19 protein-coding genes are annotated in these 21,528 nt (G+C 40.7%); 10 read left to right on the top strand and 9 right to left on the bottom strand.

Annotated features, from left to right (window positions below; genetic code table 11):
- Positions 1-25: 25 nt before the first annotated feature.
- A complete protein-coding gene (locus WKK05_RS33830) occupies positions 26-1,822 on the bottom strand; it encodes a DUF3685 domain-containing protein (RefSeq protein ID WP_341527341.1) in 1,797 nt (598 codons plus the stop codon).
- Between the two features lie 408 nt (positions 1,823-2,230).
- Positions 2,231-2,677, bottom strand: a complete 447-nt coding sequence (locus WKK05_RS33825) for a Fur family transcriptional regulator (protein ID WP_341527340.1) — start codon at positions 2,675-2,677, stop codon at positions 2,231-2,233.
- Positions 2,678-3,270: 593 nt separating this feature from the next.
- Here WKK05_RS33825 and WKK05_RS33820 point away from each other — a divergent pair.
- On the top strand, positions 3,271-3,744 hold the full coding sequence (locus WKK05_RS33820) for a CRR6 family NdhI maturation factor (protein WP_341527339.1): 474 nt from the start codon (positions 3,271-3,273) through the stop codon (positions 3,742-3,744).
- 132 nt (positions 3,745-3,876) lie between these two features.
- Here WKK05_RS33820 and WKK05_RS33815 read toward each other — a convergent pair whose 3' ends face one another.
- Entirely contained in the window at positions 3,877-4,815 is a 939-nt protein-coding gene (locus WKK05_RS33815) for a glycosyltransferase family 9 protein (protein ID WP_341527338.1), read from the bottom strand.
- Between the two features lie 69 nt (positions 4,816-4,884).
- Between WKK05_RS33815 and ispD the strand changes: the two genes are divergently transcribed.
- The 3 genes from ispD to WKK05_RS33800 all read left to right on the top strand — a co-directional run bounded on the left by ispD (position 4,885) and on the right by WKK05_RS33800 (position 6,851).
- Positions 4,885-5,568, top strand: coding sequence for a 2-C-methyl-D-erythritol 4-phosphate cytidylyltransferase (ispD, locus tag WKK05_RS33810; RefSeq protein ID WP_341527337.1), 684 nt, complete (start codon positions 4,885-4,887; stop codon positions 5,566-5,568).
- A 182-nt stretch (positions 5,569-5,750) separates the two neighbouring features.
- Positions 5,751-6,281, top strand: coding sequence for an SMC-Scp complex subunit ScpB (scpB, locus tag WKK05_RS33805; RefSeq protein ID WP_341527336.1), 531 nt, complete (start codon positions 5,751-5,753; stop codon positions 6,279-6,281).
- A gap of 222 nt (positions 6,282-6,503) precedes the next feature.
- Entirely contained in the window at positions 6,504-6,851 is a 348-nt protein-coding gene (locus tag WKK05_RS33800) for a DUF760 domain-containing protein (RefSeq protein ID WP_341527335.1), read from the top strand.
- A gap of 57 nt (positions 6,852-6,908) precedes the next feature.
- Here the strand turns inward: WKK05_RS33800 and WKK05_RS33795 are convergent, their stop codons facing one another.
- Positions 6,909-8,114 carry an HhoA/HhoB/HtrA family serine endopeptidase gene (locus WKK05_RS33795; protein WP_341527334.1) on the bottom strand — a complete coding sequence of 402 codons (1,206 nt, stop codon included), beginning with the start codon at positions 8,112-8,114 and terminating at the stop codon, positions 6,909-6,911.
- A gap of 219 nt (positions 8,115-8,333) precedes the next feature.
- Between WKK05_RS33795 and WKK05_RS33790 the strand changes: the two genes are divergently transcribed.
- Positions 8,334-9,224: a M23 family metallopeptidase gene (locus WKK05_RS33790; protein WP_341527333.1), complete on the top strand. Its 891-nt coding sequence runs from the start codon at positions 8,334-8,336 to the stop codon at positions 9,222-9,224.
- Between the two features lie 36 nt (positions 9,225-9,260).
- Here the strand turns inward: WKK05_RS33790 and WKK05_RS33785 are convergent, their stop codons facing one another.
- A complete protein-coding gene (locus WKK05_RS33785) occupies positions 9,261-10,304 on the bottom strand; it encodes an isochorismatase (RefSeq protein ID WP_341527332.1) in 1,044 nt (347 codons plus the stop codon).
- A gap of 355 nt (positions 10,305-10,659) precedes the next feature.
- Here WKK05_RS33785 and WKK05_RS33780 point away from each other — a divergent pair, with 355 nt between their 5' ends.
- The 3 genes from WKK05_RS33780 (at position 10,660) to ctpC (ending at position 15,351) form a co-directional block, all read left to right on the top strand.
- Positions 10,660-12,201: a hypothetical protein gene (locus WKK05_RS33780; protein ID WP_341527331.1), complete on the top strand. Its 1,542-nt coding sequence runs from the start codon at positions 10,660-10,662 to the stop codon at positions 12,199-12,201.
- A 432-nt stretch (positions 12,202-12,633) separates the two neighbouring features.
- Positions 12,634-13,860 (top strand): (E)-4-hydroxy-3-methylbut-2-enyl-diphosphate synthase, encoded by a 1,227-nt coding sequence (gene ispG / locus WKK05_RS33775; RefSeq protein ID WP_341527330.1) that lies wholly within the window; start codon positions 12,634-12,636, stop codon positions 13,858-13,860.
- Positions 13,861-14,064: 204 nt separating this feature from the next.
- A complete protein-coding gene (gene ctpC, locus WKK05_RS33770; protein WP_341527329.1) occupies positions 14,065-15,351 on the top strand; it encodes a carboxyl-terminal processing protease CtpC in 1,287 nt (428 codons plus the stop codon).
- Between the two features lie 174 nt (positions 15,352-15,525).
- Here ctpC and WKK05_RS33765 read toward each other — a convergent pair whose 3' ends face one another.
- The 4 genes from WKK05_RS33765 to WKK05_RS33750 form a co-directional block, all read right to left on the bottom strand.
- Positions 15,526-15,711, bottom strand: coding sequence for a DDE transposase family protein (locus tag WKK05_RS33765; protein ID WP_341527328.1), 186 nt, complete (start codon positions 15,709-15,711; stop codon positions 15,526-15,528).
- Between the two features lie 186 nt (positions 15,712-15,897).
- The gene (locus tag WKK05_RS33760; RefSeq protein WP_341527327.1) at positions 15,898-16,794 is read right to left on the bottom strand and encodes a prohibitin family protein; all 897 of its coding nucleotides are present in this window, start codon (positions 16,792-16,794) and stop codon (positions 15,898-15,900) included.
- Positions 16,795-16,824: 30 nt separating this feature from the next.
- Positions 16,825-17,106, bottom strand: coding sequence for a hypothetical protein (locus WKK05_RS33755; protein WP_341527326.1), 282 nt, complete (start codon positions 17,104-17,106; stop codon positions 16,825-16,827).
- Between the two features lie 382 nt (positions 17,107-17,488).
- The gene (locus WKK05_RS33750) at positions 17,489-19,537 is read right to left on the bottom strand and encodes an elongation factor G (protein ID WP_341527325.1); all 2,049 of its coding nucleotides are present in this window, start codon (positions 19,535-19,537) and stop codon (positions 17,489-17,491) included.
- 316 nt (positions 19,538-19,853) lie between these two features.
- Between WKK05_RS33750 and WKK05_RS33745 the strand changes: the two genes are divergently transcribed.
- Together WKK05_RS33745 and WKK05_RS33740 are read left to right on the top strand one after the other, a co-directional pair.
- Positions 19,854-20,792 carry a tetratricopeptide repeat protein gene (locus WKK05_RS33745; protein WP_341527324.1) on the top strand — a complete coding sequence of 313 codons (939 nt, stop codon included), beginning with the start codon at positions 19,854-19,856 and terminating at the stop codon, positions 20,790-20,792.
- Between the two features lie 89 nt (positions 20,793-20,881).
- Positions 20,882-21,430 (top strand): phosphate-starvation-inducible PsiE family protein, encoded by a 549-nt coding sequence (locus WKK05_RS33740; protein ID WP_341527323.1) that lies wholly within the window; start codon positions 20,882-20,884, stop codon positions 21,428-21,430.
- Positions 21,431-21,528: the final 98 nt, after the last annotated feature.

Here is a 21,528-nt window from a genome sequence, read left to right as displayed (position 1 = left end):
TTATCCCTCTTATCTTTCTCCTTCATCACTTAGGCCGATCGCTATTTTTTCGTAAGTTTTTTTCTGTCAACGACACACTGCCAATACCTTGTAGAATACCACGACCTATTAGACCTAAACCCCGACCAATTACTTGAGTAAGAACGAAGACAATCCCACTGCCTAAAAAAGCTAAAAGTGATTGTAACCGAGGTGCGATCGCATCTCTAAATTCTAAAAGTAGTGTTACGAAGAGGGGAATATTAGAAAGCCGGGCTAACTCTTGGCTCCGAGGCGCATAAATCGAAGTTTTAGCAATACCACGAGGTGCAATTACAAATAGCTCGTAACGGCTTTCAAAAACAGCTTTTGGCTCTTTTATTAAATTATTTAAAGTATATTTCCACGATAAATTATTTCTAAAACGCTCAATCTCCCTTGTAGAAATTAATTGACGAGTGTAAAAATTTTGCTTGATTATTTCAACATCTGCTAAATAATTCAGTAATGGTTGTACTACTCCATTTGCAATTTGAATTAATAAATTCTCTAAAATCATTAGTGCTTGTGACTTTGCTTCGACACTAACTGCTGGATAAGAAGTGTTATCTACTTGTAAATCTGTTTTAAATAGCAAATAAGAAAATAACTCTGTCACTAGCGGAATTGAATTTAAAATTTCTTTTTGGACAATTTGTGTATTTTGCAGTAGTAAATCAACAATTTCTATATTCTTATTACTAACTTTAATTCGAGAAAATTTACCAAAAAAATCCGTGGTTGCTCTTTGCCATAAATCACGTAATAAAGTATTTTTTATTTCATATAGCTGAATAATATCGACTTGAGAAGCTCTCATTTCTTCCAACTGGTCAGCAACTTTTTGTAGTATCAGATAAAGTAATTCTCGTCTTTTATCTTCACGAAAAATGTCAATTTCTAAGGGTTCATCTGTGACATTTTGTAAGGGAAATTGGAGTTTACTAACACAAGATGCAAATAAAGCAGATTGCAGCGCTCTGGAGTTGAAGGAAGATGGCAGAGTTTGACTTTGTTGCGAATCTAATGTGGTGACAGCAGTACTTAAGGAAGGAATGGGAGGCGGTTGTCTAGGCGAGGTAATCCGCCTCTGCTGCTCTTTTTGCCTTTCTTGTGGTAAGATTAATAACCGATTCAGCAGCCAACGAGCTGCTAGCAGTTCTCGCCGTTGCCCAGCTAGAATTGCTCGGTCTAGTAATAGTACTCCAGGTATTTGCAATTGTCTCGTTACTGCTGCTAGGGTAGCCTCAATGTAACCAATTCCTGATAAACGTAAATTATTTCGCAATCTAGCCAAGGGCAGAGGTGAGTTCTCAGTTCTAATCTGTAAAAATTCTCCCCCTCTTCCAATCTCTCCCTCTTCTAATGTCGTTCTCTCATCAAACCAATAGAAACCACCCTCTGCTATTTCTTGCATAGCGGCGACTAACTCCGAAACAGGTGTGCCTTTAGGACAGTACCCATTTACACCAATATCTCTTGCTGCCATTAAGACTTTTTGGTCTTGGATAGAACTAAGGAGCATGATTGGTAGGTTAGGATATAAAACTCTCAATTCCTGACAGAATTGCAAACCTAGCTGCTGACTGACAAGAGAGCGGACATTACCTAATTCTAAAACTACCAAATTTACTTGATGAGGATATTGTTGACCGATTTCTGCTAAAGTTTGCAAGGCAGAAGTATCACTTTCTACAGCGGCTACAACTTCCAAGTTAGGAATTGCATCTAGAGCTACCTGTAATCCCAAACGAAAAATTGGATCTTGGTCAATAAGTAATAATTTTAGTGGGCGATCGCTCATAGTCTGCTCAACTACACAAGCACTGTTATTTTCCTAGTCAGAAAACAGCTCTGATACTAAGCCTAGTTCCCCCTATTATTACTGTTTTCGCAAAGTTATAAATTAATCATAATTGCCAGAGGCAGCTATTCGTTGTGTAATTAAGTGAACCTGAGTATTCGGCGCTGGTAGGCATGATACTATACTCTACTGCCGGAAAAGTAGCCCAAGAGTGAAGTTATAGCCATAAAAATGAAGTCCGTTTCGTGGACTTCATGCATAAAAGCTGATTGTCATTTTCAAGATTTAGCTAAATAAATCAATCGATACTTACGGCACACTGCGTGAACGCTTTAGAACTTCTACAACTGTCCACTATACGGCACACTGCGTGAACGCTTTAGAACTTCTACAATCGTTTAGCTATTATTAACTTTCTTGTGAGTTGCGGTAGCCATAAAAGTTAATACTGTATTCAGTAATCCGCACTCCTGTTTGTTCTTCAATTTTGTGGATAATATCTTCTGGCAGTTCTATATGTACATCAAGAATTTGATTTGTATCCACACAGTGAACATGACTGTGGGAGTCACTGATATTGCCATATAAACGCCCGTCACAGCGTTCAATAGACTCGATTATGCCTTGACTAGATAAAGCTTCTAAATTTTGATACACAGAAGTATGACCGATTTCTTTACCTTGGTGGTTTAAGCGATCATAAATCTCTCTAGCAGAAAGATGCTCATTAGCCTGCCAAAGTAGTTCCAGAATAAAGCGACGCTGGCGACTGACGCGCATACCCAGCACTTGACACCGCTCAAGAGCATCTTCTAGGGAACGAATTGGTTTTGTAGAAATTACTTGTTTTTGCATATTACAGTTTATTAACTGTTACGGGAATTTTCCCATGTCAATGTTCAACAGTTGCCTTTATGCAAGGATATTGCACACCGAGCTTCTACCTGTACTTGTGTCTTGGCTTTTGATGCTGCGGAAGAACAGGTTGGGGTAATAATCTTTTTGCTTGCTGACAGTTGTTTAGCCACACCTTAAGCTAAAACAAACTCATTACAACTTTAACTTAAAATTGTTGCAAATGTCCACCTTGAGGTAGGTGTTTCGCCTACCAAAGTCAACCAATCCTGACCCTATTAATCGTGTAATCAAGTCAGAATGGCTGATAAACTTTTATGCGAATATCTATAGAATTGTTCAAAATTTTGTATTAGCTGACCAAGAGCGAACAAAAAAACAATCAGTAAATACCAATTAATGTGCCAAGCAAAGCCCTGTAGCCACTCTAGGAAAGAGATATTTTTGGAGTGTTTCGCCATTTTTTGGTTAAAACGCCCAAGGTGCTAAAAGACGATAACAACCTCAAAGCTAATGTAGCGTCAATCCGGGAAAGCTGCTACTGTGAATTCTCGATCCTACAATTGAGCATAAAGAAAGTGGCTGCTGAGTCAATGACAATCACGATTACCCTTAACAATGACTCCATAAACCATCTGGATTTGTCGCCTGCGTCAACGGTAATTGAACAACTGTTGCAAGAGGGAGAAATAGCTTCCCATGAACAGCAGTTGTGCTTTGATATTAAATACGATTTGGAACCAGGTGATCCGCGAGAACTTTCAGAAATTCCAGAAGTCCGGCTGTGGTTTGTTCGGCTAGATGCCAAATATCCCTGGTTGCCATTTTTGCTAGATTGGAAAGCTGGAGAATTTGCTCGTTACGCCGCGATGCTTGTACCACATCAATTCAGCTCCCAAGAAGGCATTCAGTACAATCCTGAAGCTTTAGAAATCTTTTTGATGCACAAAATTTTTATTTTAGGTGATTGGCTCAAACAGCAGAATATTCCGAGTCTATCGCGACTGAAGTCGATGGCACAAATGCTTGGTTATGAGTTAGATGATGCTTTATTTGAGATTTTTTAAATGGGCAGTGGGAATTAGGGATTGGGGACTGGGGGATAGGGAGCGGAGGAGATAGCGGGCAAGAACTTGCATTAAGTTCTTTTTCTTTCCCCTCCGCTCCTCCGCTCCCCTGCTCCCTGCCCCTCTGCTCGCTCATCCCCCCCAGATTTTATCCAAGACTACTTTGGGAGAAATATCTGCAATTTTTCCCGTGGGAGATTGAATTGCCAGGAATTTATCGCTTTTTGGCAATAACTTAGTTGGATCTGTGGAACCAAGTAAGGCAATGGTATAAGTTTGGACTGCCACGCTTAGGTGCAATGGCGCACTTTCAGTGGACAAAAATAAACTTGCCCCACCAATTATGGCGGTTAATTTGCCAATATCATTTGGGGAAATCACCTTGAGATTTGGAGTGGAGGCCAAAAGCGATCGCACAAATTTTTCATCGTCAGGCTCCTTAATGATTACTACAGGTAGATCCGGCTGCTTATTTTGTAAATCTTGAATTATTTGCCGCCAGTTCTTAACTGGATAATGGGACAACTCATCAGAACCGCTATAAATCAAAACATAGCCTGTTTCATGCACGCCTAAGCGTTTCTGTTCTGTTTGCGCCCACTCAATATCTGGCTTTGGTACATTTACTTTTAGTTCTGGGGTAGGGGCGTTTACGCCAAATGGTTGCAGCAAGTCATGGTATGCAGCGGCTGCATACTGAGCTGTTTTCAATGGCACAAGGTCGGTAAGAAAAACTGCTCCTTTGCCTTGGTAGCCAATGCGTTTGGGAATTCCTGTTAACCAAAGTAAAAGACTAACTAACCAGCTTTGCCTAGCACTAATGGCAACATCGTACTCGCGATCGCGAATCGTACCCACTAAGTTGCCCCAATCAGCCATACTGTTACGGTCTTTGTAGTCAAAGCTTAGTACTTCGTGAACTGATTTGCTCACACGGTAGGCAGACTTTGACCGGGGTTCCACAACAACATCTATCTGAGCGTTGGGGTAATAGCGCTTCAGGTCATCTAAAGTCGGAAAAAAGAGAATTTGGTCGCCAATTCCGCCAGGGACAAGGGCTACTACTCGCATAATATTTATTGACGCTTACTCGCTCCCTATTTTAGGGGAAAATATATAGCCTAAAGATTGAGGAATTCTGTGTATTTACTAATTCCCGCTGCCGGAGTCGGAAAAAGGATGCGTAGTACCCGCAATAAACTCCTGCTTGAAGTGCGATCGCAACCGATTATTGCCTGGACTCTCAAAGCCGCAGAAGCGGCAAGTACAATCAGTTGGATTGGAATTATTTATCAGTCTGCTGACTGGACTGACTTAAAAAAAATTCTTGCCGACTTGAAACTGACTAAACCAGTGGAATTAATTCTCGGTGGTTCTACCCGCCAAGAGTCAGTTTACAACGGCTTACAGGCGCTGCCAGCCGATGCCAAACAAGTGTTGATTCACGATGGGGCTAGATGCCTTGTCACACCAGATTTACTCAACTCTTGCGCCCAAGCGATTCACCATTGTCCTGGTTTAATTGCTGCTGTCTCAGTCAAAGACACGATTAAAATTGTTGATGATAATGGCATAATTCAGAGTACGCCCGACCGACGGCAACTGTGGGCGGCACAAACTCCCCAAGGATTTGATGTCAAATTATTAAAACAGTGCCATGCTGAAGGTGTTCGTCTGGGTTGGGAAGTAACTGATGATGCCGCTTTGTTTGAAAGGTGCGGCATCCAAGTGCGGATTGTTGAAGGAGAGGAAACAAATTTGAAAGTGACCACTCCACAAGATTTAGCGATCGCCGAATTTATCCTCAACAACAGAGGTTTATAAGTTCAAGAAGAGGGAAAAATAATTCAAAATTCTTAGTTCTTCTCTCTTCTTCTGCTTCGGTTGACGATTTTAATAAATTTTGATACAATCCCACACATTTGTTGATTGTCCTTTGTCAGGCGTCAATTGTCAGTTGTAAATGACTAATGACTGATGACTAATCACTAATGACTAATGATTAAATGATTACACCCATAGCGACAAAGATAGAAGCGATTCTCTATTTAAAGGGTAAGCCCCTGTCGCTCGGCGAAATCGCCGAGTACGCAGCGTGCGATCGCGCCAAAATTAAAGAAGGCATCATTGAACTGATGGACAATTATGCCCGCCGAGATACTGCCTTAGAAGTTGTAGAAACCCCAGATGGTTACAGTTTGCAGTTGCGGTCAGACTTTCATGATTTAGTGCAAACGCTGATTCCAGTAGAATTGGGTGTAGGTGCATTGCGGACTTTAGCAGCGATCGCCCTCAATAGTCCTATACTCCAAAGTGACTTAATTAATCTGCGCGGTTCAGGAGTATATCAACACGTTCCAGAACTAGTGGAACTTGGGTTTGTCCGGAAACGCCGAGATAGTGACTCTCGTTCCTACTCGCTGCAAGTAACCTCTAAATTTCATCAGTATTTCCAAATCGAACAACTTCCACAAATATTTGCAATCAGTGAGAAGGAAGAACAATTAGAACTAGAACTACAACTAGAAGCAAAATAAAGGGAGTGGGAAAGTGGGGATTGGTTACTGGGCAGAGAATAGGGAGATAGGGAATGCAGGAGATATAGGGCAATAACTTGCATTAAGTTCTTCTTTTCCCTCCACTTCCCTGCCCCTCGTCCTGCTCTCTGGGTAGAGTTAACGTATTATACCCGTGGTGAATGCGCTACCCTTGTACTATGGTTTAGAGTAGAACTAGCAAGTAAGCTCAATAAATTGCCAATGGTGTTTAATCCTGACTTTCTAAATGACAACTCTGAGGAACACCCGAATCAGCTTCTAAATGACCACTCTGACGAATACCCCAATCAGTTACTAAAATATCTACAGCATCAGTCTCCTGATGTTTTAGCCCGTGTTGCCCAGTCTGTTAGCCCTGAAATAAAACAAATCATCTCGCAAAATGTCCAAGGGCTAGTGGGAATGCTCCCGGCAGAAAATTTCAACGTGCAAATCACAACAGACCGGGAAAATCTAGCAGGACTTTTAGCGTCGGCAATGATGACGGGGTATTTTCTGCGCCAGATGGAACAAAGAATGCAGTTAGAGCATTTGTCTAACAATCAATAGTCAATAGTCAGTAGTCAATAGTCAAAAATTCTTAAACTACGGACTATTGACTCTGAGCTATTTTTGTGGGTAGGCTCCTGACTGCACTTTGAAGCTTTGAACTTTACCACTGCGGTTGACTTCAAGCGTCAGAATATCTCCGACTGAACTAGACTCTACTAGCCTCTGAACTTGGGCAGATGTTTTGACAGGTTTCCCGTTAATTTTTTGAATCACGTCTCCAGGAAGCAATCCTCCACGCTTGGCTGGGGAATTGTCGAGAACTCCTTTAATGACAATTCCTGTGTCCTGCTGAATGTTGAGCTGATTTTCTTGATTAATTTGCAATTTTTTAGTGGGCGAAAGGTCTGCCATTTCAATACCCAAATATGGATGTTGCACACGCCCTTTGGTAAACAGTTCATTGGCAATGCGGGCAGCAGTTTCAATCGGGATGGCAAAACCGAGTCCTTGAGCATCGGCACGGATAGCAGTGTTAACGCCAATGACTTCGCCTTGAGCGTTCAATAAGGGGCCACCAGAATTACCAGGATTAATTGCCGCATCAGTTTGGATAAAGCTGACACGCTTATCTGGGACACCCACTTGAGCGCTGGTGCGATCCGTAGCACTGATGATCCCAATGGTTACAGTATTATCTAAACCCAGGGGATTACCAATAGCGATCGCCCATTGTCCTGGAACTAAGTTTTGCGAATTGCCCAACTTCACTGTAGGCAAATCATTGGCGCTAATTTTCACGACTGCTACATCTGTTACAGCATCAATTCCCGCGACTTTTCCCTCAAAAGTCCGACCATCCTTGAGGGTGACTTGTACTGTATCCGTGTCTGCTACTACATGAGCATTGGTAAGTAATTCTCCATCTTCGCTCAAAATAAAACCTGACCCTGTACCGCGCTCAATCCGTTCTTGGGGAATTGGTTGTTCGTCTTCTCCAAAGAATCGCCGTAAGAGTGGATTTTTCAAAGCATCAGAAATAGGATTTGCCACTTTACGGGTAGCATTAATTCGCACCACCGCTGGGCCAACTTTTTGCACTGCCGTAGCAATAAAATTCACATTTTCGCCCCCACTAGCCCCAATCCGTCCATCCCCAGGATTAGGAACTACAGACTCAGGAGGCAGAGTTATTGTTACATTTTTTAGCTGCTGAAACGAGCGATTTTCTGGCAGGAGATAGCGACTGCCAAACAAACCTGCACCGCCGCCAATCGCCACTAAAGACAAATAGATAGCCAGTTGCTTTAAGGATAAATTCATACTCATTACGCTTAAGGACAGCAATGCAGTTGCTAATTTCTAAGTTAAGTGTAGTCAAGCAAACGGTAAGTGGACAGATCAATTTAGATAGAAACAATAGGATTTTGGATTAAGTCATGAGTATTAGGGAATAGGGAATTTGTTTATTCTCTTCTGCTCCCTTATCTCCTCTCACTCCCCATCTAAAATCTAAAGTTAATGCGCTCTTGACGTGTATACATGAATTTACCTTATCGTCAACTATTTCTTTGTAGCTTATTTAGTGTCTTGGGGCTAGTATCCATACTGCCAAACTCGAACAGTGCCAACGCTGCTGTAGAGGCTTGTCCAACTCCGGCTCTATCTCGCTTCCAGCGCCATAAAGTGGCTCGTGGCGAAAATGTGGAGAGTATAGCGCAGCGCTACAATCTTATTCCTGCAACTATTATCGGGATGAATCCAGCTTTACAAAACGGTACAATTACCGTTGGTAGCATACTTCAGATTCCTCCTTACAACGGGGTTGTGGTTGAAGTGCCTCGCGGTCAGACTTGGCGAGAAGTAGCAGCAAAGTATAAAGTCCGTGCTGATACATTGTTTGAGGTAAATGGCTGCCAAAAAGATCCCAGAATAGTCTTTGTTCCAGGGGTAAATTGGTCACCTAATGGTTTTGTAACTGAGTCCCGCCCGCTTACTAGTACAAACATTCCCAAACGTGTTTCCATCGCTGGTTACCCCTTGGCGCAAGAGGCAACTGTGGGGTTAGCTTACGGCTGGCAAATTAATCCTTCTACAGGTAAAGTATTCTTTCATAGCGGTGTTGATTTATTAGCAGCAGTAGGCACTCCTGTAGAAGCGATCGCTCCTGGAACTGTAGCTTTTGCTAGCGAACAGGGTACTTATGGGAAGTTGGTAATAATTAATCACGGTGGCGGACTCCAAAGTCGCTATGCCCAACTTGACGGTATCAAAGTTACTGTTGGTCAGCAAGTGAACAAAGGAGACTTAATAGGAACAGTAGGCACTAGTGGACAACCAACTTCTAGACAACCACACCTGCATTTTGAAATGCGTTCTAGCTCATCTCTAGGTTGGGTAGCAGAAGATCCAAAAGGTTATTTGAAAAGATAAAGAAGAAATAACTTCTAACTCAGCACTTTCAATGCCTTATTTCCAATTCCCAAATTCTATTTTTTCAGTAGATTTTACTATATGCATTCCTGCTGCTGCAAACCTGGCAAAAGCATCTTCGGCCTGCTGCGTGTAGTCCACTACACCTGGAACAACCACAGGGGAAGTACAATCTTCTAATAAATAGACTTTTTGAGCAAGGGTAGCATCTACCTGTTTAATTTCTGTTAATAAATCATCAATTGTCCAAGCTACGCAATGACTTTTAGCTTGACCGGCAATAATGACAGCATCAAATTCTAATAGTTGTTTAATTAGTCGAGTGTTTTTTTGAGCAAGTGGACGTTGTTCGAAATCTTCTAACACCTCTGGGCGTAAAATAGAATAGTTTTCTGTTAAAGGATTTTCACCTTTAATTTCAAACTGTGTTTGGCTCTGACGAGCAATACAATGAAAAAATAACGCTTCTTCTACAGACGAAACTAAGGCATGACCAATACCACCCAACATAGAATGATAAGGCCAAACTGTAAGGGGATATTTACCATTTTGGCTTAGTTGTTTAACGTAGTGATAAGCGTGTTTTTCTAGTAATTCATAATCGCCATTAGTAATACTATTAGCAACTGCTGGGTTAACTTTCCAGATGCCTTTTTCAATATCTTGAGGAGTTATGTTAGTAGCTGCTGGTATAGGATGTTCGTAGGCTGAATTTATCCAAAAAATAGGATGGAAAATTTGTGTTGTTTTATGCGTGTCTAATGTAGGCACAATTGTAGTTATTAAACTCAAATTCTGATAAATAAATTCACAGAGCCTTCGGTTATCATCTACTGCTCCCTTCCCAGAATTTCCTCCTACAAATAATTCAAATTCTGGAATGCAAAAGGTGTTTTGAACATCGATTAATAGTAGACAAATACGGATTTTATCAATAGATGCTGGTTTAATATTGTGTTGTTTTGCCCAGGCTTCAGCTTCTGTGGCACGTTCTTGGTAAGTTACACGCCAGACTTCGCTGACTTTTTCGGGGTTGAAACATGAAGGAATGGGTAGTTGGTTTATTGTTTGGGCGTTCATATAAAATCTGCACTTAGAGGTAGTTTTAATACTGCAAGTTAGTTTTTAATTTTTTTATTTGTTTTTGGAGATAATAAATATCGATTTTGTGGTGATGCAGCTATTGAAGGTGAACTGATAAAATTATAGCATTGCTGATAGTATTTATAACTCAGTAAGTAAGCGATCGCTACACAAACAAGTATGAAAAAATAAAGCCTCAGCAATTTGCTGCATACTAAACTAAGAAAAATAAATCTAGTTTGCAAATTATTCAAATTTAAATTTAATTTTCTTAAACAATATATAATAATTAAAATCAATAATCATTTAATTATTATTTTTTTTATAAAATATAAAAGATTCTGAACTAACAATGCTAATCAAAAAAATAAATAATCCAATTTCGAGGTTCTCTTTTCATTCTCCTTGGTGGATTATAATTATTTTCTCATTTCTCGGTTTAATAGGTATTCTCAACCATTCGATGTGGCGAGATGAAATAAATCCCTGGCTAATTGTTAGAGATAGTGAATCTTTTGGAGATTTGATTGCAAGTATTCATTACGAAGGGCATCCTGTACTGTGGTATTTTTCTCTGGCATTTGTGAGGAAAATAGCTGATAACCCTATTGCAATGCAAATATTTCATTTGGCTATTACAATTGCTTCGGTGGCTATTTTTTGCTTTTATAGCCCTTTTAATTATAAACAAAAATTTCTTTTTTCATTTGGTTTTTATCCCTTTTATGAATATCTTTTGATTTCTCGAAACTATGCATTTAGTTTGCTATTTGTTATTGTTTTTTGCACAATGTTTACATCTAGAAAAAAAACTTATTTTTACTTAGCAATTTTATTGGGCTTGCTAGCCAATAGCAGTGTTTATGCTTTGTTTGTGGCATTTTCTTTGTTGTTGACTTTAATAGTAGAATTTTGTTTTGATAGAGAACATCGGAAACAGTATTTTAGCCAAAGCCCAAAATGTGATTTATTTTTAAGTATTGGAATTATTATATTTTCTTTTATTTTGTCAATTTATATTATTACTCCTCCAGTAGACAGTTATCTTCATGGTGGGTTAAGTAATGGATGGGTAACTAAATTAGATATCGGTAATTTTTTGAGAAGCATAGGTAGATTATTTGGGAGTTACTTTTTAATTATCCCAAGTAGAAAATGGCTAGATTTAATTGTTTGTGCATTAATTATTATGTTTATCGTTGTTTTAACGGTAATAAGGTTGTATAAAAAGCCATTCTCTCTCTTTTTATATCTTGTAGGAAATTTTATAATATTTGCATTCACATACTTGAAATTTCCAGGTTATCCTCGGCATTACGGACATTTTTATTTAATTCTTATAGCGGCGTTATGGTTAGAAACTAATTATCAAGAGTCTACGTTTCTGTCCAATAAATTTTTTATTAAGCGAAGCTCCTTTAATTTTTTTGTGAAATGGCATCACCTTGCCTTTATGTTAATCCTTTATATTCAACTGTTTGGAGGAATTTTTAGCTTTTCAAGAGATTTAATTGTTCCATTTTCCGCCAGTCGGGAAACAGCTAATTATATTCAAAAATCTCAGTTAGATCAGGAGTTTATTGTAGCTAGCCGAGATGCCAACATGGCTCCCTTATCAGGTTATCTCAACCGCAAATTTTACTATCCTGAGATTAAAAAAATAGGAAGTTTTACCCTATTTAAAAAAGGTCGTCAAGGTGTTAACCAAAATGAAATTTTAATACAAATCAATTTTTTGTTAAAGACTCAAGAAGAGAAAAAGAGAATTTTATTAATTTTAAATAAAAAACTAAATTTAACGCAAAATGGATTAAAGATTACTCCTATCAAGAATTTTAATAGGGCTTGGGTAGATAGTGAACGATATTATCTTTATTGGGTAGATGAAGCATAAACTTAGTGATTGTATAAGTTGCTGCTAATAAGTTGCTTAATTCGATACGTCAAAGTACGGTGAGAACTAAAGCTACCCTCTGAGCAACTGAGTGAATTTAAGGTATTAAAGATTGCATCATAGAATGATTTATGCTGCTGATAGCATAGATCACTCAGTAAGAGAGCGATAACTTCTCTACGAGACGCTATGCGAACGTTAAGCTTTCCTTCGGAACGCTAACGCTATCCACCACTCAGCTAAATAAAAGTTATCAAGCAGTATATTCTGGAGAAATGAGCAAAGTGTAGCGATCGCTCTTGCTCTCTAGTTTTCTCATTCTCCCTTTTTTTTCTATTTAATCACCTAAAAAGACCCCAGCTGTGGCAATCTGGGAAACAGAGATTTATCAAATCTGATATTTTAGCTACAACAAATTTACCTAATCAGGTTATGCAAACTCTGCCTACAGTAAACACATCCAACGCTACATCGAGTCAAACTATCTTTGATACAACTATCAAGCGGCGTAAAACCCGTCCTGTAAAGGTGGGAAATGTCACCATTGGCGGTGGCTACCCCGTTGTTGTGCAGTCAATGATTAACGAAGACACTCTTGATATTGATGGTTCTGTAGCGGCTATTCGTCGCCTACATGAAATTGGCTGCGAAATTGTCCGCGTCACAGTACCAAGCATGGCTCATGCTAAAGCTTTAGCAGAAATTAAACAAAAATTAATTAAAACTTATCAAGATGTGCCAGTTGTGGCCGATGTACATCACAATGGACTGAAAATTGCTCTGGAAGTCTCTAAGCACATAGAGAAAGTGCGAATTAATCCAGGATTATATGTATTTGAAAAACCAAATCTTAATAGAACCGAATACACCAAAGCCGAATTTGATGAAATTGGCGAGAAAATCCGCGAAACTTTAGCACCACTGGTTGTTTCTTTACGCGACCAAGGTAAATCGATGCGAATTGGGGTAAATCACGGTTCCCTAGCTGAAAGAATGCTATTTACATATGGTGATACCCCTGAAGGAATGGTGGAATCTGCCATAGAATTCATCCGCATCTGTGAATCTTTGGACTTCCGTAACTTAGTAATTTCGATGAAAGCTTCACGAGTACCAGTGATGGTAGCCGCCTATCGTCTCATAGCCAAGCGCATGGACGATCTGGGTATGGATTATCCCTTGCATTTAGGCGTTACTGAAGCTGGTGATGGCGAATATGGGCGGATTAAATCCACAGCTGGTATTGCTACGTTACTTGCTGATGGCATTGGTGATACAATCCGTGTGTCACTTACAGAAGCACCAGAAAAAGAAATTCCTGTCTGCTACAGCATCCTGCAAGCTTTGGGACTGCGGAAGACAATGGTCGAGTACGTTGCTTGTCCTTCCTGCGGACGCACTCTGTTTAATTTAGAAGAAGTGCTGCACAAAGTCCGGGAAGCTACCAAACACCTAACTGGCTTAGACATAGCTGTTATGGGTTGCATTGTAAATGGCCCAGGCGAAATGGCGGACGCCGACTACGGCTATGTAGGCAAAACTCCTGGTTATATTTCCTTGTATCGTGGCAGAGAAGAAATTAAAAAAGTTCCAGAAGACAAAGGTGTAGAGGAATTAATCAACCTCATTAAAGCAGATGGACGCTGGGTAGAACCGTAGGGAGGTTAGAGGAGCAGGGGAGGAGGGAGCAGAGGGGCAAGGGGAGAATAGACAGATCCCCAATCGCCAATCCCCAGTACCTAATCCCCCAGATTGTCAAGTATTTTGTTTAAATTAAGATATAGATCCTGACGCTGTACAGTAATACCCTGTGTTAGATTGGGCATACTGACTATAAATTTTCCCTCTGACGCAGCTGTCATTATGGTGATTACAAAAAGTAGGCTTGTTTTGGGTGCAACGGCAGTGACACTCTCCACAATTGCAGTTACTAGCCTTGGCATTCACTCGCGAGGTCAGGCTTTATTTAAAGCTAATCCCAAGGAATTGGTAGATGAAGTTTGGCAGAATATATACCGAAATTACGTAGATGGGACTTTTAATCAGGTAGATTGGCTGGCTGTTCGTAACGAGTATGTGAAGAACAAGTCCTACAGTAATCCGCAAGAAGCGTATAAGTCCATCCGGGAAATGCTCAAAAAGCTAGATGATCCCTACACCCGGTTTATGGATCCTGAAGAATTCAAGAATATGCAAGTTGATACCTCTGGGGAACTGATAGGGATAGGTATCACAATCAGCCAGGATGAAAAAACCAAGCAATTGGTTGTAATTGCGCCAATTGAAGATACACCAGCCTTCAAGGCTGGTGTTTTGGCAAAAGATGTCATTCTGCAAATCGACGGCAAAAGTACCAAAGGAATGGATACCAACCAAGCAGTATCCCTAATTCGAGGTGAAGCCGGAACGCAAGTAAGCCTAACAATTCAACGTAACGGTCAGACAAAACAGTTTGACATCAAACGATCGCGAATTGAAATCCATCCAGTTAAGTATTCTCAAAAGCAAACTCCAGCGGGGAACCTTGGCTACATTCGCCTGAACCAATTCAGTGCCAATGCTGGCAAAGAAATGCAAGGTGCTATTAAAAATCTAGAAACCAAACAGGTAGCTGGATATATTTTGGATCTGCGTGGTAATCCAGGTGGCTTACTTTTCTCAAGTGTAGAAATCGCCCGGATGTGGTTGAATAAAGGTACTATTGTTTCTACCATTGACCGCCAGGGTGAGCAAGAACGAGAAGAGGCAAATGGCCGTGCCTTGACAAATAAACCATTGGTAGTATTGGTGGATAAAGGTTCAGCAAGCGCGAGTGAAATTCTTTCGGGAGCTTTGCAGGACAACAAACGTGCTACTTTGGTTGGTACTCAAACCTTTGGTAAGGGCTTGGTGCAATCGGTACGTCCTTTGGAAGATGGTTCAGGATTGGCAGTAACAATTGCTAGATATCACACTCCTAGTGGGAAAGATATTAACAAGCATGGGGTTGATCCAGATGTGAAGGTAAATTTGAGTGATGCCCAGCGACAGGACTTGTGGCTCCACGAACGTGATAAACTCGCTACCTTAGCAGATCCTCAATTTGCTAAAGCAGTTGAAGTGGTAGGTAAACAAATTGCAGCTCAAGGCAGCACCAGAGCAGAAAAATGAAGAGACGCGACGCCAGTCGCTACAATGGGGGGAACCCCCGCAACGCGCTGGCTCATTAATCGCATCAGTACAAGAGAGGCCTGATTAATCGCGTCCTTACAGGAGTTAAGAGTCAATAGTGAGAAGTTAGGAATTAAAACCATCATTGTCAACCTCCAACTCCTAACTTTGAACTTAAACTGGCTGACATTTGCCAGCGCGAATGAGCCCGACACGACGGGCGATCGCTTCTTCTTGCGAATTAAAAGGCCCCCATTGTTCTATAATCTCTGGATTATTATCCTCAAATTGCTGACTGGGGATGATTTCGCAATTCCCAGTGTTATGCTTGACAATATACCAACTTTGTGTATTGCTCATACTGGAAATGAAAACCTTGTTTTTATTTCTAGGGCGAATTTTACGGCATAGTGAGAACTTCTTTGCGCTTGTAAATCAGATTGTTAGGATAATTAGTATGCCTTCACCGTTTTCAGGGATGAACTCTACATAGAAAATCCTCAACTGTAGCCTGAAGTTCATATAAGATAAATTTTAAGATAAATTTTAAGGCTTTGAGTTTCCTGCGTCTGGCTGAATGAGAATAGGAACTCCGCCTTTTTCAGAACCAACAATTACAATTTTAGAATTATTAGATTGAGCTAATTTTTCTGTGGCTTCAATCGCTCGTAATTGCAGCACTTGGTTGGTAAGTCCACCAGAGATAATTTTTTGAGAATCTGCTATACCTTGAGCTTCAATACGCTTTCGTTGTGCTTCTTGACGCTCTTTTTCTAGAACAAATTTCATCTGCTGGTTCTGTTGCTCTGCTTTTAGTTTCTCTTGAATTGCAGCTTGCAGAGTATCAGGCATTTTGACGTTTCGTAAAAGAGCTTCTTCGACAATGAAACCCAAAGTAGGTATCTCCTGGGTAAGTTGTTGGTCGATTTTTTGAGAGATTTCTTGACGTTTGGTAGAGTAAATAGCACTGGCTGGGTAGTTTGCTGTTATGGCACGGACAGTAGAGCGGAATCTGGAAATTACTAGTTGTGTCTCATCAGTTCCAATTGTTTTATATACTGTTGCTGCTTTCTGCGGATCGAGCTTGTACTGAAGACTAACATCAAGATTTAGGCTCAATCCTTCTTGGGATGTTACATCTACGTTTTCCTTCACATCCTTAAGGCGAGTGGAAAAATTCAGCACCTTGGTAAACGGGTTCAACAAGTGGACACCTGAATTAAGACTGTTTTCAGAAACCTGACCAAAGAAGTTAACGATGCCGACATTGCCTGGTGGGACAATAACCAAAACCCTGGAAATGGAATTTAGTATCGCAACACTGCCAATTAATATAGTTATCCCGCGCACTGCTAAACGAGACTTTTCGCTGGATATCTTGCCTGTGTTCAGATAAATGAGAATTGCGATCAGGCTAGTTAGAAGAGTAACTATAAAGCTCATAAGATTTTCCTATATGTTTACGTTACATACTTAATCAGATAATTCCCAAATTTTTTTATGAAACTTTCGTAGCAGTAGAAATTTTAGAGCTATATCTTCCAATAATTCCAAAACCATTGGAACAAAGAAGAATTTGCATTTCAACAGCACGTTTAAAAAACCCCTCTCCAAACGTCTCACGCCAGTTGCTTCAACGGGGTGAACCCAATAGGTTCGGTTAAGGGAAGAGACGCGATAAATCGCCGTCTCTACAAAGGACTGATTATTGTAAAGACGGCGATTTATCGCGTCTTTGTGATCTATAACTTTCATTAAAAAACCTTATCCGAACCGTATTGCAGGTGAACCTCACCGATAGGACTGTTTCACCGCATAGCGTCTACGGAGCAAGCTTCTGCTCCAACTTCTCTTTGCAACACACTGGCTCCCCCACTCTGAGAGAGGCTTTGAAACCCTGATTTTTTTGTTGAAAACTAATACCAATTTAATTAATGATTGCAATACATCCTTGGGTGAAGACGCGATGAATCGCGTCTCTACAGATGGTCTATTTGTCACATTCTTTTTTCAAATTGGTATAAGAATATTTCTCTCTTTGCGTCGGTGAGGGAGAGAGGTTCATCGAACTCACGTTGACTAAAAAAATAGCCCTGCATTTAAAAATGCAGGGCTATTTTTTTAGATAAATTCAAAATTACTTGCCGTTACCGTTACCACCATTACCGTTTGTTTGAAGAACGCGTTCAGCAAGTTTTTCTGGTACTTCCTGGAGATGGTCATATTCCCAGTGGAAAGAACCAACGCCAAGAGTGAGCGATCGCAATTCTACAATAAAGTCTTGCATCTCTGCTTGCGGCAAGTATGCAGATACATTATCCCAACCTTGCCAATCATTTCTGCCTTCATAGCCTAAAATTTGCCCTCTTCTACCACTTAATAATTGCAGCACTTTAGAGGTAAATTCGCTAGGTGTACTCACTTTCACACGTAGAATCGGTTCTAAGAGGGTAGGTTGCGCTTGCGGTATTCCCGTTTGCATCGCTAGACGCGCGGCTTGCTTAAAAGCTTGTTCAGAACTATCAACTGTGTGATAAGAACCGTTAGTCAAAGTTACCGCCACATCAACTATTGGAAAACCCAAAGGCCCATGTGCGAGAAACTCCCGTACACCCATTTCTACACCAGGAATATACTGTCTAGGAACCACGCCGCCAACAATAGTTTCCTTAAAGTTAAATCCTTCACCACGTGGTAGAGGCTTGATATCTAGAAAAACATCGCCAAACTGTCCGTGACCACCACTTTGATGTTTGTAGCGCCCATGAATTGATGCCACAGGTTTACGAATGGTTTCTTTGTAAGGCACTTGTGGCAAGTGGGTTGTCATCGGCAGGTTATATTTGCGGCGCAGTCTATCTAATGCAACTTGCAAATGAATCTCGCCTTGACCCCAAAGAATTACTTCGTGAGTATCACCATGTTGCTCCCAAGCAAGTGAGCAATCTTCTTCTAACAACTTAGTGATGGCACTGCTGAGTTTAACTTCATCGTTGCGCTTTTCTGGTGTAATAGCAAGGGCATACACTGGTTCCAACTGTTCAGCTTTGGGTAATTCTATTGCTGACTGTTGCTCTGTAGAAATTGTATCCCCTGTCTTAATACCCTCCAAACGGCTGATAGCGACAATTTCACCAGCAGCAACTTCATTAACTGACTGCTGTTGTTGCCCCATGAGGCGGTAAATTCCACCTGCACGAATGCCGTTGAGAAGAATACCATCAGTTAATTTGCCCCGCCAAACACGCACTAGGGAGAGTTTGCCACCTTGAGGAGTGTAATAAGTTTTCAATACCTGCGCTAGGGGGGTATTTCCTTTGAGATTTTTTAAGCGACGTTCAGCTGTGGCTTCTGGTTCTGGGGCTTCTCGTAATAGGGCTTCTAATAAAGGTCTAACACCATAATCTTGTTCTGCTACCCCAAAGAAAACGGGTACTACCAAATCTGCCCCTAATTCTAGTTTTAAGTCTTTAAGAATTTCTTCTTGGGGTGGTTCGATATCTTCTAAAAGTTCTTCAAGTAAATGGTCATCAAAATTTGCTAAGGCTTCGAGCATTTCTGCCCGTGCTGTATGTTCTTCTTCTTTTAGATGTTCGGGGAAAGGAATCGGGTCAGCAGCTGCACCTGGATGGTACTTGTACGCCTGTTCACTCACCATATCGATAAAGCCGATGAGCTGTTCACCTTGCAAAATAGGATATTGATGGGCTACTAAAGGACGGCTGGAAACTGCTTTGAGGGCGTGTAATGTTTCCAAAACATGGATATTTGCCCGATCCATTTTATTGACAAAGACAAGGTGGGGAATTTCCCAATCATCTAGGAATTTAAATAGAGGAGCAAGGGTGAGGACGCGATCGCGTATGGGTTCACAAACTACAATTGCCGCATCAACTCCCATTAAAGCATTGTAAGTTTCTTGGGCAAATTCTACGCTGCCTGGGCAGTCAATAAAGGTAAAACGAGTGTCATTATATTCGGTGCTAGCGGTGCTGACTTCCACAGTCATATGGCGATCGCGAGACTCCGCTGCACTATCTCCCACTGTGTTACCATCCTTAACACTGCCTTTGCGGGAAATTGCCCCTGTGACAAATAACAAGCTTTCTAGTAAAGTGGTTTTTCCACTTAAATAAGGCCCAACAATTGCAACATTCCGCGAACCCGATTTTACTTTTTCGTTCATAAAACCTCCCTTGCGGTGAGTCACTTTACACCGCATTATTCTGTTTATTCCAGGGATAAAAAATGGTTCTGACAAGAAAGAATAATCCCTTCTTTAACTAGTTATTATCCTCCCTTTAATCTGAAGCAAAAAAAATTGTAGCCTCTCGTAAGATTTAGCTTAAGAAAGGTTAAGCAAAACAAACTTTAATGCTGAATCAAAAACTTTTGTAAAAGAAGAGAGAAGTTAGGAGAGACGCGATTAATCGCGTCTGTACAGGAATTTAGGAGAGACGCGATTAATCGCGTTTGTACAAAAGTTAAGAGTTAGGAAATTCATGAGATTATCATTCTATAAATATCGCATAGCAGTATTAGTGAGTTTGATATTAGCAAGTGGCAGCATTCTATACCCTGCTTCTTCTGCTCCCACTCTTCCACTCCCCCCTTCTCCCCCAGGCAAGCTAGCACAAGCAGGTAGTAAAACCGCTACAGACTGGTTAAACCAGGGCTTACAGTCAATTCAGGCAGGAAAAGTGCAAGATGCGATCGCTGCCTTTCGACAGGCAACTAAATTAGATCCAGCATTAGCGGCAGCGCATTATAATTTGGGACTAGCACTACGACAAACAGGACAATTACAACCTTCGGCGGATGCATTTTATCGAGCAACACAAACCGATCCCAACTTTGCCCCAGCCTTTGCGAATTTGGGTGGAGCTTTGTTAGAAGGTAATAACTTACAATTGGCAAATGATTACTTGCAACGGGCGTTAGAACTTGATCCGAAACTGGGTTTTGCTCACTATAACTTAGGGTTGGTACGAGAACAGCAACGAGATTGCAAACAGGCGATCGCATCTTTTAGAAAAGCAATGGAATATAGTAAAAATGCACCAGAGCCTGCTTATCACATAGGGATATGTTTTCTCCAAGAAGGCAACCTTGATAAAGCAAAAGCTGCTTTTCGTGAGGCAATCAAAATTAATCCTAAATATTCAGAAGCTCATTATACTATTGGTTCAGTTTGGTTTAGCCAAGGCAAATTACAAGAAGCCTTAGAGTCTTTTAGAAAATCAGCCGAAGCTAATTCTAATTATCCCAATGCCTATTACGGTGCAGGCTTAGTTTTTATGCAGTTAAAACGCTATGGAGATGCTGCACAAGTATTTCAATTTGCTAAAGATTTATATAATGCTCAGGGTAATTCTCAGTGGACAAAAAATGCTGAACAATTGTTACAACAAGCACAAAATTTAAATTACCAACCTCGCTGAGGCGCAAAACTTAATATTGGGTAACAATGAGATTATTGGGTGGGCTGGTTGGTGTGGTCTGCACTTGATCACATTGGAATGAAAATGTAATGCAAAAGCGCATCAAGAGTCGATTTTTATTTTCTGATCGCTGGCTTGATCGGCATTCAATTGTTCGTAACATGGAGGCCTTTCAAGACTTAATTGTGATTATCTTGTGTTTAGGTTTGTTCGCCGTCATGCTGATTCAGTTGTGGGGAATACTAATCGCCCTGACGCAACCACTGGATTATAAACACGTGACTGCCAAAATACTATTTGTGTTGATATTAGTCGAGTTATTTCGGCTACTAATGGTCTATTTGCAAGAACATAGTATCTCTGTTGGGGTAGCAGTCGAGGTAACAATTGTATCCGTGCTACGGGAAGTAGTGGTTCACGGAGCGTTAGAAATTGCCTCGATACAGACACTAGCAATTTGCGGCTTATTGTTCGTTCTGGGTGGGCTACTTGTGGTGTGTGCTAAGACGCCACACATGGATTGTATAAGTGCCAACACTAAGCTTTGTCCTATTGCCTATAGAGGAGGTAGAGAGCAGCAAAATGAGTTGGAATTTCAGTATTCACGTCGCTGTGATGAAAGCCAACCTCTTGGATAAACTGTAGAGACGTTGCGATACAACGTCTCTACTTGTTGTATCTCTGCAAGCTTCTTACGGCGTATTGAAATATACTCTTTTCGGGAGATGAATCACTC

It is taken from the genome of Nostoc sp. UHCC 0302 (genome assembly GCF_038096175.1).
GTDB lineage: Bacteria > Cyanobacteriota > Cyanobacteriia > Cyanobacteriales > Nostocaceae > UHCC-0302.
This window is presented reverse-complemented; position numbering and strand designations above follow the sequence as displayed.